This is a genomic window from Virgibacillus indicus (assembly GCF_002266285.1).
GTDB classification, from domain to species: Bacteria; Bacillota; Bacilli; order Bacillales; family Amphibacillaceae; genus Virgibacillus_K; species Virgibacillus_K indicus.
In genome coordinates this window covers 98,788-113,577 of the sequence record NZ_NPMS01000001.1, presented here as the reverse complement: position 1 = coordinate 113,577, position 14,790 = coordinate 98,788, and the positions used below count along the sequence as shown (strand labels likewise).

Genomic DNA, 14,790 nt, shown 5'->3' with positions numbered 1-14,790 from the left:
ATTTTAGTTGTTAATTGGTATGTCAATTCTGACCAAATTAAAAATTCAAGAGTGATATCATTTTATGTTAAAATATAATAAAAGATTTTGAATATTATGTTCTCCAACTAATGCTGATTGTTTAAGAGGATTTTTAAAAAGGGAAGGGATGTTGAGATTGTCAATTACCTCCGAAAGACTGTTATTTCGCCCATATAATGATAATGATTTTGAATTTCTTATGTCATTATTGTCGGACCCTGAAGTAGTGAGATTTATTGGAGATGGAAAGACGAGGGATAAAAACGGTGGGAAGAACTTTTTGAATTGGATATATAGTACATATGAATTTGGTGAAGCTATGGGATTAATGGTTTTAGTTAATAAAGAAGATAACACTCTAATTGGACACGCGGGTTTAGTTCCACAAACAATTGATGGTAATAAGGAAATAGAAATAGGTTATTGGATATCCCGTAAATATTGGGGAAAAGGATATGCAACAGAAGCAGCTAAGGCACTATTGAAATACGGAAATAAACATCTTGATAAACAAAGATTTATTGCATTGATTCAACCTAATAATTTGTCTTCTCAAAAAGTAGCAAGAAAAATAGGAATGGAGTTAGATAAAGAGATTGTATTAGGCGAACAAGACGTAAATGTTTATTCCAACAAATAACGAATGTTTCTTCAACTAACCGCCCATTAACAAAAGAAGCGATATTGAGGTAACTAGCAGTTTAGTGGAAGACCGATGTTTAACTTGTGTTCCACAATCGGGCCGTTTTACGGAATAAATAACCTATACTGAAATGGGGTGCATAAAGTGAGTCGGCTAATTGGTAGTGTGGTTATAATTATTTATTTAATTGTTATAAATGGGTGTAGTGGGGATGAGGGGAATGAGAAATTTAAAATTTCCGATGGAGATCCAGTTGTTTTGACTCACGATATAGAAGGCGGTATGGATGAAGAACTTAAAGGTGTTCTTGAATACGATAATGAAACGAAATGCTTGTATATTAAGAGCACCATCAAAGATGATTTAAATAAAATGAAGGTACCCATTTGGCCAAAGGGTACTACTGCATATACAGAAAATAATCTGCATGGTGTTAAAATTCCAGACCATGGAACCGTCCTTGATGGAGATACTGTAGAAGGTGGTGGTGGAGTTGATGCTTCGAATTTAGAAAGTGACTGTCTGGAAAAAGGTATAACTTTTGGAGTTACAAGCATCAATAAATAAAAAGTATAGTTCCAGAATCCGGTTCTTTAATTAAAGAACCAACAAACTGCATTAATGTCAAAAAGCTTGAGGTTGAAAAATTCCCTCAAGCTTTTTTGTGTGCTATTTGTATCGTAAATTGGATGGCTAATTCATATGCTATTTATCCTGTGATTTAGGATTTTCTCCACGTTTTCTGAACTACTTGGATAAATAACTAACCATTTCATTCCAGTATAGTAACCGTTACTGTCCTCCTCCCCCAGCTATATGCTTCACTTTTAGTTGGCAGATGCACATCGATTCGATTTCCATTAATTGCCCCGCCTGTATCAGCTGCAACGGCATAGCCATAGCCCTCCACATACACTTCTGTGCCAAGTGGAATTACATTTGGATCAACGCTTATAACTTTTGCATGTGGATTTGCTTTCAAATTAACACCAGTTGCAGTGATCCCTGAGCATCCTGCGCAATAGGCTGTGTATGCTGTTGCTTCAACCGAAAACGTTCTGCCCTCAGGCTCTGACTGTTCACTTGCCTCCTCTTTCTTTTCCGGTTTTATATCTTTCTTGCTTGGTTTCGTTTCAAGATTGCCGTCTGTTTCGTTAGACTCAGACTCTGAGCTTGCAGTTTGTGCTTTCTTTTGACTTTCTTCTTTGACAGGCTTCTCTTGTATAACAACTTTACCTGCATCTTTCCCATTAACAATAAGCTGCTGACCAGTTATAATTAAATCTGAGGTGAGATCATTCCATTCTTTCAATTTCGCAACCGTTACATTATCATCATATGTCTTGCTGATTTCGCTTAATGTATCTCCTTTTTCTACTATGTAATACTCTATTTCATTTTCATTTATTTCCAATTCCTGTTTTGGATGAATTACTGTAGATTTCAATTCATTTAATTCCATGATATCTTCAACCGTAGTATTATTTTCAATCGCTATATCCCAAAGGGTGTCACCTTTATTAACCTCATAAGAATCTGCGGAAACGGTAATGACAGAAAAACCAAAAATAATTAAACCTACAAATAAACCTGCTAATTTTTTCATTATGTAGTCCCCCTTTTAATTATCAAAATAATCGTAACATGTAAACTGCCTCCCTGTGGTTACAGCATGTTTAAAAGAGAGTGACATAGATTACAAAATAGTGGGACAATATTAAATATTAAATAAATTATAATTTATTAGTTCTACTTGTACCAGTTGCTGCATAGAATATAATAGAGCCTTCTACGGAATGCTTTATTTTTATGGATTTCAGTCCCGAGAATGATGTTTTTTTTCATAAAAAAACTCCGGAAGAAAGAAAACCTCCGAAGTTCTAATAGTTATCTAAGTTTATTCACATACTGCCGCTTATTATCAGCTATTCCTGCCACACAGATTGCTGCAGGATCCTTTTCTATATCAAGTTCCATTGCTGAGCCATCAACAGGCAATGTATCCTCAAAAATTTCTTCGTATTCAGCTACGGTTACTTCCTGCCTGGTTGAAAATAACTTCCTATGCTGGTCCACCTGCAGAGATTTGCGGTAATCTTCTTCCAAAATTCCTGTAAAGAATTCTCCTACCGCTCCGGAACCATAACTGTATAATCCAATTCTTGAACCTGGTTTCAGATCCTCCTTCAGCTCAAGTAGTGACAGCATACTTAAATACAGTGACCCCGTATAAATATTGCCAACGTTTCTATTATAGGTTGTACTGATCTTATAATTTTCTGAGATTCGTTCCTTATCTTCCTCCGTACGCTCATCCCAAATTGTCTGCAAGGCTTTTTTTCCCATCTTCGTATATGGAAGGTGACAGCAGATAGCTTCAAAGTCTTCCAATCCCAATCCTGATTTCTCTTTATACTGCTCCCAGACTTTTGAGAAAAAAAGGATATACTGTTCGTTGGAGAATTTGCCGTCAACAAAGGCTTTATCAGAGTACACCGGACGCCAGAAATCCATAATATCATTCGTCATGAACGTGCTATGTTCCTCGAGCGCCATAATTTTAGGATTGGCACTGATCAGCATGGCAACAGCGCCTGCTCCCTGTGTGGACTCTCCCCCAGTTTTCAATCCATATCTCGCAATATCAGAGCCGAGCACCAGTACTTTGCTTTCCGGGTTCAGTGCAATATGTCCTTTTGCCATTTGAATACCGGCAGTAGCACCATAACATGCCTGCTTCACTTCAACTGTCCGCGCATATGGATTGATGCCAAGCAGATTATGTACATAAACTCCCGCAGATTTAGAATTATCAATTCCAGATTCTGTTCCAAAAATAACAAAATCAATCTGCTGCTTATCTTCTTCACTCAATATTTCCAATGCTGCATTTGCTGCCAGTGTAACTGGATCCTGTGTAATCGGGGCAACCGCCATTTTTTCCTGCCCAATACCGATAGTAAATTTCTCCGGCTCCACATTTCTCTCCACCGCTAATTTATTCATATCCAAATATAAATGAGGTGCAAAAAATCCTATTTTGTCGATACCTATTTTCATGTGATTTCTCCTCACTAGCCTAAAGTTTTACATGATGCAACTGTTTTGAAGGCAGCACGTGAAGTACTGCACAATATAATTGTCTCTATTTTACACCAATAGTACAATAATAATATAAAGCCGTATGAAAAACAATTATATAATATGCAATATATTAGAACGCTAAAATACTTTCTTTCTTATTATTCGTTATACCCCTGTTTTTCCAATAATGCCATAAAACGTTACAAAACTCCCACAATACAATCTAGCCAGGATATAACTTTAGCCTTTCCACTTTACCGTACATGATGCATAAACTGTACTAAGGATTCTGCTTCACAAATCAAAGGGGGTGGTTGTCATCAAAGAGATTGAGTCAAGACAAAAGGATACAGAATTGGAAATACATGAGCTGAAAGAAAGAATACAAGAATTCGAGGAAAGCATTCAGGAAAAATCAGCTGAAAATAAAATGCGTGTTTCGTTTGAAAAATTGATTATGGATAAGCAGCTCATTACAAAATCTGAGCTCGACAGATATGAAGAAAGAATGCGTACCCTCGTTCAGGAAAATCAGGTGAAATTATTGAAATGGATTGTGGGTACAGGTCTAAGTACAATCGCAGCAATCACCGGCATTGTCGGCATCTTTTATCGATAGGGCCTTGTTTAGTCATTTCGGTAAAAGATGTACGTAGCAGAATCCTTATTTGATGAGGACTAGTGAATGAAGTGAGCAGTAACTATAAAATGCGACATAACTGCTCTGTAGATTTCAACTTCGGACGGATGTTTCGCTGGTTGAACGGATTATCAGGAATTGGGTACTTCTCTAAGCCCAAATAGCATGACACAAGTAGCTAACGGGCACATAGGCTTCATCTCTATGCCCAAACAAACTGAAACAAGTAGCTAACGGTCACATAGGCTCCATCTCTATGCCCAAACAAACTGAAATAAGTAGCTAACGGGCACATAGCCCGCATCTATATGCCCAAACAAACTGAAACAAGTAGCTAACGGACACATAGCCCGCATCTATATGCCCAAACAAACTGAGATAAATAGTTAACGGTCACATAGGCTCCCTCTCTAAGCCAAAACAATCTGAAATAAGTAGCTAACGGTCACATAGGCCGCATCTATATGCCCAAACAAACTGAAATAAGTAGCCACCGGTCACATTGAGGATATTTCGGTGTATGGCTGATATGATAATGGAAGTATGGTTATATTTCCTGAGCGGCCGATGGAATTATCATCGTTAATTTTACTTCGCAGTTCCCATCAACTACCAATCCAGATAATCCATACACAAAGAGCCAAAAGTAAATCGGCCATTTCATCAGAAAAGACCGGTTTACTTGTTACTTAACCATAAAGTTCGTCCTGCTGAAGCCTTCCTTTGTTTTCTTCACCTCAAGAATTGCCGGGAACATTGCTTTCAATTCCTGTACGTGCGAGATGACTCCAATCATGCGGCCGGATTGCTGCAATTCAATGAGCGTATCAATGGATTTCGTTAACGCTTCTTCATCCAGTGAACCAAAGCCCTCATCAATAAACATCGTGTCTATTGCTATATTGCCCTGGAAGCTTTGAATGACGTCAGACATCCCGAGCGCAAGGGACAACGAGGCATTAAACTTCTCTCCGCCGGATAATGTTTTCACATCACGTGTCTGTCCAGTATAAGCATCGTATACATCAAGTGATAGGCCGCTCTGTTTGCCACGGGATTCCTGGCGCTCACTTCGGATCAGATAAAATTGTCCATTGGATAAACGTCTGAGTCGTCCGTTTGCCGCCTCAATGATTTGTTCCAGATATTCAATTTGCAGGTATCGCTCAAAGGAAATTTTTTGGCTGTTATTTCCTCTGATCACATCATACAAGTCTGTTATCATGGAAAGCTGCTTTTCATGTTCAGCTGCTTGCTCATTTGCATGGATGATATTTTCTTTTAACTTGATAGCTTCTGCATGATTTTCTTTAGAAAGATTCAATTTATTTAATGCAAGCTCATAGGCCTTTTTTAAATTATCTAATTCCTGCTGCTGATTATCTAAATCAACGCGCGTCTTCTCTTTCAATGTTTCCTTTAATTCAATCACTTGCTGGTTCAGCGCTGAAAGCTGCTGATTAAAATGCAAAATTTCTTCCTTGCCCTTCTGCTGGTCTGATTCAGGCATTTTTGCATGCTGATAAGCTTCCTCTGATTCAAATTCTGCTTTCTTTAAGCCCTCTTTAAACTCATTTTCTGCAGATTCACGCTTCTCTTTCGTTTCCAGCAGCTGTTTATTTGCGTGGACTTCATCCGAGGCTGCTTTGGTTTGTTCCTCTTTTGCTTTTTGCAGCATTTTCTGAACTTCTTCCCATGCTTTTTCCAGCTTTACTTTCTGTTCTTTTGTTTCACTGATCTGTCTCTCTAATTCAGCCAGCACCCTCGCCTCTTCTGGGATGTTTTTCAATCTTTCCTGATAAACTGCCTGAGAGGTTTGATAGGTATTTATTTGTTCATGATACGTGTTTTCAAGCTGCTCTTTCTTAGGTTCCAGCTGCTTGATGTCTTTGGTCAGCTGAGCTTGAAAATCCTTTAGCTTGCCAAGCTCTTCCTGCATTTTTTTCAGCTGAATTACTTCCTGCTTCAGCTCGCCGCCTGCTTTTATCAGATTATCATTGAATGCTTCCACATCCTCTAATGGGATCTGAAGATTCACAATCTCTTTCTCTTTATCCTCAATGGAATTACGGTTTGCTTTCAACTCTATTTTTGCATCGCTGAGGAGTTGGTATTTCTCTTCCTGCTTTTTCTTACTTGCCTCAAGCTGCTCTTTTGTAAGCCCATCATCTCCTGCAGCTGCTTTATTAGGATGCTCCAGACTGCCGCATACGGGACAAGCTTCCCCATCATGCAAATGATTAGCTAAAACGATGGCCTGATTGTTCAACCATGCTTTTTCCATTTGTCGATATTCGTTGTTCAGCTTGTCATAATCTTGCTCTCGTTTAAGGACATTTCTTTCCAGAACCACCTGCTTTTTCTTCAAATCTATGTAAGAATTCAATAGATTCACTTGATTTCCCATTTCTTGCAGACGCATTTTTTTATCCGGCAGCTGGCTGACCTTCTCATCAAAATGTTTGATCTTCTCATCATTCTCATCAGACGTTTTATTTTTTTGACTTATATCCGACTTCATTTTTTCCAAATCTCCGGCGGTTTTTTTACCTTTCCTCATAAGCTCTTCCAGTTGTTTTTTTCGTTCATCAATATCTTTTACAACCGGCAGGTGCTCCTGCAGCCGATCAAGCTTTTTCGAGGTTTCTTCACGCAGATCCCTTTTCTTTTCTTCTTCCTGATAGTTTTTTTCTGTGTTCAACAGCCGTTCATCGGAGGTTTTCTTTATGCGCGACGTTTCCTCCACCTGTTTTGATTTCACATCTTCTTCATTTCGCCAATTCTTTGCCTGTTTCTCATAAAATTCAATTCTGCCCGCACGCTCTGCTGCCTGCAGCTTTCTTTCCTTTTCAGTATAAACAGAGGTTTGATTTTGCAGATCCTTTAACCTGTTTTCTTTATTTTCCAATTCCTCAAAACGCTCATTCAATGCCTTTGCCTGGTGGAATTCTGATTGTTTTTTGGAATGCTGATTGTATGCTTTCTCATACGTTTTACGGTCTAATTCCATTTGATTCAGGTAAAATTGAATTTCTTCTTCCAGTCCAGAAATGACTTGCCCTGTGTTATAATGCTCCGCTGAAAGCACCTGGAACAACTGGGAATCCTCTCGCTGTGGCAGGCCTTGTCCAATATGCTGAATATAATTATCCCTCACATGCTTCACCTGGTTAAAATCTTGCTCAACGGCACTTTTCTTATTTTTCAGCAGCTCACTCATCTGTTTATAACTCTCTGTTTTAAAAAGTCTTCGCAGGATCGCCTCTTTATTTTCCGTTTCAGAAGTTAATAGTTTGCGAAATTCTCCCTGTGGCAGCATAACAATCTGTTTGAACTGATCCTGTGTCAATCCGATAATCGCTTCCACCTTACTGTTAATTTCCGAAACCATTTGCCTGTCCACACAAGGGACTTCCCGTCCATCTGCTTTTTCATAAAACTCATATCGTTCACCGGTCTTTGATTTATTCCCCTTCTTCACATGCCCCAATTGACGCAGAATCCGGTAGATGCGGCCATGCAATTCAAATTCCAGCTCAACAGATGTATGAATATCATCCTCAGCAAAGTGACTGCGAAGCATCCGGTTGTCTTCCCGGTCTGAACCACTGGCACTACCATATAATGCAAAACAAATTCCATCAAAAATCGTCGTTTTACCGGCACCGGTGTTTCCGGAAATAACAAACAGATTGCTCGCTTCAAGCTCTGAGAAATCAACTGTTTCCGTATTTTTATAGGGGCCAAATGCGGTCATTGTTAATTTTAAAGGTTTCACGTTTTTTCGCTCCTTTCTCCCTGAAATGTTTAATTCCGGATATATTCCCGCTTCCGGCTTATCTTTCCGGTCTCATTCTCTTCTTTTAAAAGCTCATCCAGAACTTCTTTAAAGATTCCTTCCGTTTCCTCCGTCACTTCTTCCCCTTTTACTTCTTTATAGAAAGCTTTAAAAAGCTCCAGGTCACTCATTTTACTGCGATTGACTGTTTTTCCGCTTTCATTGGACATCGGAGAAAGTGAGTGGTTTTTACGCTCAACATGCATGGCATTTGGATAAACGGAGCGAACTTTTTCCATCGGTGAAAGTACTGGTGCCTCATCCAATAAACGAACAAAAACATAATCCTCATTGATTGGCTGGTTTAATAAATCCTCCAGTGTCGTTTCAACTGTTCGAATATCTCTTCTTGGGGCAAGCAGCTTTTTTTCAAGCGAAACCTCACCAGCAGCATCCATTTCCACAATATGATAGCCCTTTTTATGATTTTCCTCTGAGATGGAATATTTTAAAATAGATCCAGAGTAACGAATCGTTTCATCCAGTACATGATGTGCCTGATGCAGATGGCCAAGTGCTGTGTAATGAAATGGCGAAAAATGATGGGCATCGACATATTCTGCACCGCCAATGGAAAGCGGCCGTTCCGAATCACTCGTATTCTCCTCTTCCTCACCAAATGGCGTCACAAAAGCATGTCCTACAAATACATGCCTGCTGTTCGGATCCATTTTGCTTCTTATTTCCTCCACAATCTTTCTTGCAGCATCATTATGTGTACGAACCACATCATCTTCAAATACAGTCCGAACAATACTCGGGTCACAATATGGAATCAGATGAAAATGCACTTCGCCATGCTCATCATGCAACACAACAGGTTCCAGGTCTTTGGTAAGATTCCCAACAATATGAAAGCCATTTTTCTTCATGATTCTGCTTCCAAAATTTAAACGGCTTGGGCTGTCGTGGTTCCCAGCTACCGCAAGCACCGGCGTTTTCAGTTTCATGACAATTGTCTCCATGACCTCATCCAATAAATGGACTGCATCCGTAGGTGGAACCGCACGATCATACAAATCCCCTGCAATAATGACAGCATCCGGTTTCTCCTGTTCAATTGCCTGTACAAATTGTTCGAGCACATAGCGCTGATCCTCAGTCATGTATACACCCTGAACCAGTTTTCCCAGGTGCCAATCCGCTGTGTGGAATAACTTCATATATCTCTCCCCTTTTGATAGGTAGTTTTATAGAATTGATTGTTAACTTCGCTGGCAGTTTTCTCTACTATATATTTTAGCATGTTTGGAAGGTGATTTGGTTTGGAGATTTCAGGGAAGGAATATACTGTTACGAAATGGTCACAATTAGCTATTTTACAAATGAAATAATTTCAGATTGATGCTTAGTATGTGTTAAGCTGAAACTACGTAAATGTTGAGAGGAGGAGTCACAGGACTTATCTCTGTGCAGACAAACATGAAAATAATTGTAACCGAACAGGCAAATAAATGGTTTGAAGAAGAGTTGGAGCTGGAAAAAGGGGATGCCGTCCGTTTTTACGGCAAAGTATATGGAAAAACAGAAGTCCATGATAATTATTCCGTTGCCATGCAAGTGGCAGAACCGAACGATGTATTGGCTAAAGCAACAGTCAACGGCATTACTTATTTTGCCGAAAAATGGGATGAGTGGTTCTTCAGCGAATACGATTTTAAGATTGAATATGATGAAAAAGCGGATGAAATCAGGTATCGGTTTTTGAGCTGAAACGGCAAAGTGCACCTTAATTGGGGTGCATTTTTGTTTATCACCCATCTATAAGAATTTGTTTCAATTCCAAGCTCACACTTGCAAATTCATCTTCCAATACTTTAATTTCAGGTTCAACCCATGAAAATCCATCCTTTAAAAACCGAGGAATAACATGCATATGATAATGCTCGACATCCTTAAATATTCCATTATCCTGCATAATCGTAATGCCATCCGTATCTAATAGCCTCTCAAGAGCTTCAGCTATTTTTTGGGCTGTGAGTATAACCTGGCTTAAACTCTCCTTGTCAACATCCGTAAATTCCGGATAATGTTTCTTTGGAATAACCAGGACATGTCCCTTGTTTATCGGATATTTATCCAGAAAGCAGCATACATGCCCATTCTCAAATATAAAATATGCATCTGCTTTTTTAGAAATGATGTCACAGAAAATACAATCCATAATCATGTTCCCGCCTTTCGCTAGGGCATTTCAGCGCAAAATTCTTTTTAGAATAATACGCCTTTATATAAAGATCTAAGATTCCCTTTTATTCTCCTCTTGAAAATCCTTGCCATATTCAATTTTTTTCATTTCTAACTCTACCTTTCTTTCTTCTAATTTTAATTCTTTCTCTTTTAAATCATAATCCCTTTTCTTAACATATCCGTAATATATTAAGGAAAATCCAACAATAATCGTAATGTAAAAGAACATATCCACAGCATCCACCTCCCTGATTATCTTCCATATTATTTTCTCACTTTGTCGTCCTCTGCATTAATTCCGCATCTTCAGTGCCGTCTTCCCGGTAAAAGAACTTCTTATTTGGCTTCAATACGTAAACTGAAAAGATGAAGGATGAGAGCAGCATCACAAGTGCCAGGGTGACAATTGTAATCCGCAATGAAACAATATCTGCCAGAAAACCAATTGCCAGAATAAATATTACCTGAATCGCACTTTGAATAAGCTGATAAATGCTCGTAACTCTTCCCATTATTTCAACCGGCACATTATTTTGATAGAAAGTCATAATTCCTGCATTTAAAAACACATTAAAGAATCCTAATATGACAAATCCTGCAACAATTGATGCAAATGACCAAGAAAATGCATAAATCACATAGCCAAGCGTCATCATGGTAAGGCCAATAACGATCATAAATCTTAGTGAAAGTTTATTTGAAAAAAATGACAGTAAAACAGCACCTGCAACAGAGCCGATTCCAGTTATGCTGATCAACAGGCTGTACTCCATTTCGGAAAGGCCGATGACCTGCTGTGTAAATACTACTTCCTGTGCATCCATTGCAAAGGAAAAAATCATCACCATAATAAAGCCAAAGTAAATAAAAGCTGCATATTTATTGGCTGACATGAATTTCTGAACAACCGTAAAATCGCGAACCACCTGTGAAAAAGTCAATGCTGGAATCGTTTCTTTATCGATGTTCTCTTTTTCAGGGAGAAATAATAATAAAATTGCTGAGAATACAAAGAATAAGGAATTGATCCATAAAGCAGTTTCAACAGATGCTGCTAATATAAGTGATCCACCAATTGCGGGACCGATAATAAATGCTCCAGAACTTGCAAAGGAACGTATCGAGTTGAACCGTTTTCTTTGTTCTTTCGGAATGAGAATTGCGACATAAGTCATGGATGATGGATTAAAAAATGCCTTTGCGACACTTAAAATTACCAGAATCCCGTAAATCACTGCTATATTTGGTGCAAATGGTATCAGGCAGATGAACACTGCCCGAATTATGTACGTTGCGACCATTACTTTTTTCTTGCTTCGATAATCGATAAAACTACCGGTCCAGAACTTCGTTGCAATATTTGTAAATGGCCCAATAATCCAAAGTCCTGCAACAGCTGCAGCAGACCCAGTCAGTTGATACACAATGATATTAATCGCAACCAAGTAAATAAAATCTCCGATACTTGAAATTCCAATTGAAAATAATAAAATCGCTGGATCTTTCCAGTTTTTCATCATGCAAAATCTCCTATTTTGTACAATCATACGTTAATATGAAACTAATTATAATACTAGAAAAGTATGTGGAACTAAACTCATTTAATGCTATTTCATCATTTGATCTATAGAACTTCATATGATAATTCCTCACGTTACTACAAGCTTCGACATTAAAAGCGTTAATCCTTCTCTCTAATGGAACTTTATTACAGTAAAATATATTTACTTCGATAAGAAATATGCGAGATTGTCTATATAATCTTCTGCACATGCTGAGGACTATGCGATATGGTTTGACGAGGAGAATCGTGCCTTAAGGTATTGATTTTGCTATAATGACCACAATGTAGCTTTAATTTTAAATAAATAAGGAGTGGTATATTGGAAAATAACGTTTTTGAACAGCTAGCAAAAAGATATGATACGGAAGAAAGAATGGCATTGGCTAAAGTTATCGTTAAGGAAGTAAGACCGGAATTACAAAATAGTAAATCAAAATCTTTAATCGACTATGGAAGCGGTACGGGGCTAGTTAGTTTAGAATTATCAGATTTAGTGGACTCTATTTTGCTGGTAGATTCATCCGAACAGATGCTGGAAGTTGCGAAAGTTAAAATCTTAGACAAAGGAATTACCAATGCTAAAGTACTTTATTCAGATTTTACTCAAGAAACTCCTGAACTTAAGGCAGACATCGTTTTAATGTCACTTGTCCTTCTCCATATTCCTGATACCAAAAGGATTTTACAAGCACTGTTCAACATTTTAAATAATGAGGGCAAGCTAATTATTATTGATTTTGACAAAAACGATAAAATAAGTCATCCAAAAGTTCATAACGGTTTTTCGCATGAAGAACTGAAAAAAGGATTATCAGAAGCTGGTTTTAAATCAACTGAAATCAAGACATTTTATCATGGAAATCGTATTTTTATGAATCAAGATGCTTCAATGTTTATATCCAGCAGTATAAAGTGATTTCTTGTTTCTGAACTGCACCTCCAATTGATGGACATATTCTAACAATTGGAGGTGCAGTTTCTCTATGGCAAAATATGTGTTGATGAAAACCCTTGGCAGTTACACGGTATTTGGAAGGTATAGAAAGTTCTGACATTTGACCTGACGTTGTAAGGTGCTATATAACAATTTCTCCACCACTTAGACTTTTCTGTAAATTTAATGGAGCTATTCCCTAACTTATCACAAATAACATAAAATAGACTTTTCGATCCAATAGGTAAATACCGTATCAGGGCTCCGTTTTTCATATGTTTTCATTTTTAAATACATATCGATTCCATCAGAGACATCATGCCATAAATCTGTAAATGCAAAGTCGTATTTGCCCTTCGCCATGTGTTTTTGTGCATATTCAAAGGCATCGGCCTTGATAATCTTAATTTTGTGCGCATTTTTGAATTGTGGCAGGATATATTTTTTAAATAAATCAATTACATCCTCATTGCTTTCAACCACTGTAATCCCCTCGACATTATCCTTTTCCGAAACCATATAGACATAATAGCCAAGCCCAAGTCCAAATGTAAGTACACTGCCAAATGCCTTGTCAACCGGTTCTCTCATCGTTTCTATTTCATTCGGTGTAATCGTCATCCAGATTCTGTCATTTTCCAAAATTGCCGGGAACTTAAATTCCGCATCAAAAAATCCGATTTGCGGGATTTGCCTGCCAGCTTTGGTTTGGATGATATCATTACAGACAAAACCTTCAAATGGCTTATATTTTTCATACTTCAGTTCACTATTGCCGATATTTATTGCTGGTATTTTAATGTTTTTATAATAAGGATTGTTATAATAGTCATTTGCATCCAGTTTATGAATCATCTTATTAAAATAATTGTAGAAAAACTCCTTTTCATCAGCTTTATCTACAATATCGAGTCCGAAAGCGGCAGCTAAAATCACACCAAAAGCATATTCGTGCGAGACTCCGGTTTGAATGAGATCATCGATTTCTTCTTCATCAATAAAGTCAGGTGCATGATTCAAATAATTGCTCAGTAATGCAAAAACTTTATAATTATCTTCTTTTATCATTTTATTGCCTTCCATTTCCTCACCTGGTCTTCTCATGTTTTTATCGTTTACAGTCAATTATAGCAAAAAAATGACCACCAGCTAAGTATAGCAGTTGATGGTCGTTACCGGTTCTATATTCAATTTGTTTGCTGAAAAACTCCCAAAACAGCGTACTGCTCCTGAATTTATGAAAATATGTCATGCACTTAGTTTGATCATGCTCTTAATTTTTGCGGATATTTTATCATAAGATGTATTCAAGGATGCAGCGAGTTCATGGAACATAATATTTTGAGTTTGATCTAAGAGCTTCTGATCCTGGACGCTCATTTTCTTTTGGTTTTCGCGGATCTCTTGTTTTTTCCTCATTAACGTGCTTATAACTTTGGTAATATCAGTGCGATCACCCGTATTTACAAGGCTGGTATACTTCTTTATTCGCTCTCTCGAATCATCGATCCATTCAATACCCGGAGTCTGGAACGATTGCAGCAGACCCTCCGCTTCCTTTTTCTCCATAATCGCCTGCATATTCTTATTGCCAATATCTATCGGAATGCTGATCGTTAATTCTGGATCATCAACCGGATGCATCACGTAATAGGTTCTGGAAACATTTTTAAATTCTTTATCACAGATGTCAACAACCTCACATAATCCATGCGTTGAATAGATAATCAAATCTCCAACATGAAACATTTAGACAGCCTCCATTTTCAAATCGTCAACTTAGTTTACAATATAAGTATACTCCTTATTAACTAAATTGTCAATTCAGTTGACAACATAGCACTATTTTTTGTATAGTATTTTTCGAAACAATCGG

14 protein-coding genes are annotated in these 14,790 nt (G+C 37.8%); 5 read left to right on the top strand and 9 right to left on the bottom strand.

Going from position 1 to position 14,790, the window contains the following annotated elements; all coding sequences use genetic code 11:
• Positions 1-157 precede the first annotated feature (157 nt).
• Positions 158-661, top strand: coding sequence for a GNAT family N-acetyltransferase (locus CIL03_RS00580; protein WP_420855372.1), 504 nt, complete (start codon positions 158-160; stop codon positions 659-661).
• A 147-nt stretch (positions 662-808) separates the two neighbouring features.
• Positions 809-1,231 carry a hypothetical protein gene (locus tag CIL03_RS00575; protein ID WP_094883269.1) on the top strand — a complete coding sequence of 141 codons (423 nt, stop codon included), beginning with the start codon at positions 809-811 and terminating at the stop codon, positions 1,229-1,231.
• Between the two features lie 205 nt (positions 1,232-1,436).
• On the opposite strand, the gene CIL03_RS00570 is transcribed toward CIL03_RS00575, so the two are convergent.
• Together CIL03_RS00570 and CIL03_RS00565 are read right to left on the bottom strand one after the other, a co-directional pair.
• Positions 1,437-2,270, bottom strand: coding sequence for a 3D domain-containing protein (locus CIL03_RS00570; protein WP_094883268.1), 834 nt, complete (start codon positions 2,268-2,270; stop codon positions 1,437-1,439).
• Positions 2,271-2,551: 281 nt separating this feature from the next.
• Positions 2,552-3,724, bottom strand: a complete 1,173-nt coding sequence (locus CIL03_RS00565) for a hydroxymethylglutaryl-CoA synthase (RefSeq protein ID WP_094883267.1) — start codon at positions 3,722-3,724, stop codon at positions 2,552-2,554.
• 334 nt (positions 3,725-4,058) lie between these two features.
• Here CIL03_RS00565 and CIL03_RS00560 point away from each other — a divergent pair, with 334 nt between their 5' ends.
• A complete protein-coding gene (locus CIL03_RS00560) occupies positions 4,059-4,367 on the top strand; it encodes a hypothetical protein (RefSeq protein WP_094883266.1) in 309 nt (102 codons plus the stop codon).
• A gap of 706 nt (positions 4,368-5,073) precedes the next feature.
• Here the strand turns inward: CIL03_RS00560 and CIL03_RS00555 are convergent.
• On the bottom strand, positions 5,074-8,166 hold the full coding sequence (locus CIL03_RS00555; protein ID WP_094883265.1) for an AAA family ATPase: 3,093 nt from the start codon (positions 8,164-8,166) through the stop codon (positions 5,074-5,076).
• Between the two features lie 29 nt (positions 8,167-8,195).
• Positions 8,196-9,389, bottom strand: a complete 1,194-nt coding sequence (locus tag CIL03_RS00550; RefSeq protein WP_094883264.1) for an exonuclease SbcCD subunit D — start codon at positions 9,387-9,389, stop codon at positions 8,196-8,198.
• 214 nt (positions 9,390-9,603) lie between these two features.
• On the opposite strand from CIL03_RS00550, the gene CIL03_RS00545 reads away from it, so the two are divergent.
• Positions 9,604-9,939, top strand: a complete 336-nt coding sequence (locus tag CIL03_RS00545; protein ID WP_206207658.1) for a HesB/YadR/YfhF family protein — start codon at positions 9,604-9,606, stop codon at positions 9,937-9,939.
• A gap of 40 nt (positions 9,940-9,979) precedes the next feature.
• Here the strand turns inward: CIL03_RS00545 and CIL03_RS00540 are convergent, their stop codons facing one another.
• The 3 genes from CIL03_RS00540 to CIL03_RS00530 all read right to left on the bottom strand — a co-directional run bounded on the left by CIL03_RS00540 (position 9,980) and on the right by CIL03_RS00530 (position 11,936).
• Positions 9,980-10,390 carry an HIT family protein gene (locus CIL03_RS00540; protein WP_240507974.1) on the bottom strand — a complete coding sequence of 137 codons (411 nt, stop codon included), beginning with the start codon at positions 10,388-10,390 and terminating at the stop codon, positions 9,980-9,982.
• A gap of 75 nt (positions 10,391-10,465) precedes the next feature.
• Positions 10,466-10,645, bottom strand: a complete 180-nt coding sequence (locus tag CIL03_RS00535; protein WP_240508001.1) for a hypothetical protein — start codon at positions 10,643-10,645, stop codon at positions 10,466-10,468.
• Positions 10,646-10,688: 43 nt separating this feature from the next.
• Positions 10,689-11,936 (bottom strand): MFS transporter, encoded by a 1,248-nt coding sequence (locus CIL03_RS00530; protein WP_094883261.1) that lies wholly within the window; start codon positions 11,934-11,936, stop codon positions 10,689-10,691.
• A 363-nt stretch (positions 11,937-12,299) separates the two neighbouring features.
• On the opposite strand from CIL03_RS00530, the gene CIL03_RS00525 reads away from it, so the two are divergent.
• Positions 12,300-12,896 (top strand): class I SAM-dependent methyltransferase, encoded by a 597-nt coding sequence (locus CIL03_RS00525; RefSeq protein ID WP_094883260.1) that lies wholly within the window; start codon positions 12,300-12,302, stop codon positions 12,894-12,896.
• Positions 12,897-13,121: 225 nt separating this feature from the next.
• Here CIL03_RS00525 and CIL03_RS00520 read toward each other — a convergent pair whose 3' ends face one another.
• Positions 13,122-13,982 (bottom strand): spermine/spermidine synthase domain-containing protein, encoded by an 861-nt coding sequence (locus tag CIL03_RS00520; RefSeq protein ID WP_240507973.1) that lies wholly within the window; start codon positions 13,980-13,982, stop codon positions 13,122-13,124.
• A 180-nt stretch (positions 13,983-14,162) separates the two neighbouring features.
• Positions 14,163-14,663, bottom strand: a complete 501-nt coding sequence (locus CIL03_RS00515) for a CarD family transcriptional regulator (protein WP_094883259.1) — start codon at positions 14,661-14,663, stop codon at positions 14,163-14,165.
• Positions 14,664-14,790: the final 127 nt, after the last annotated feature.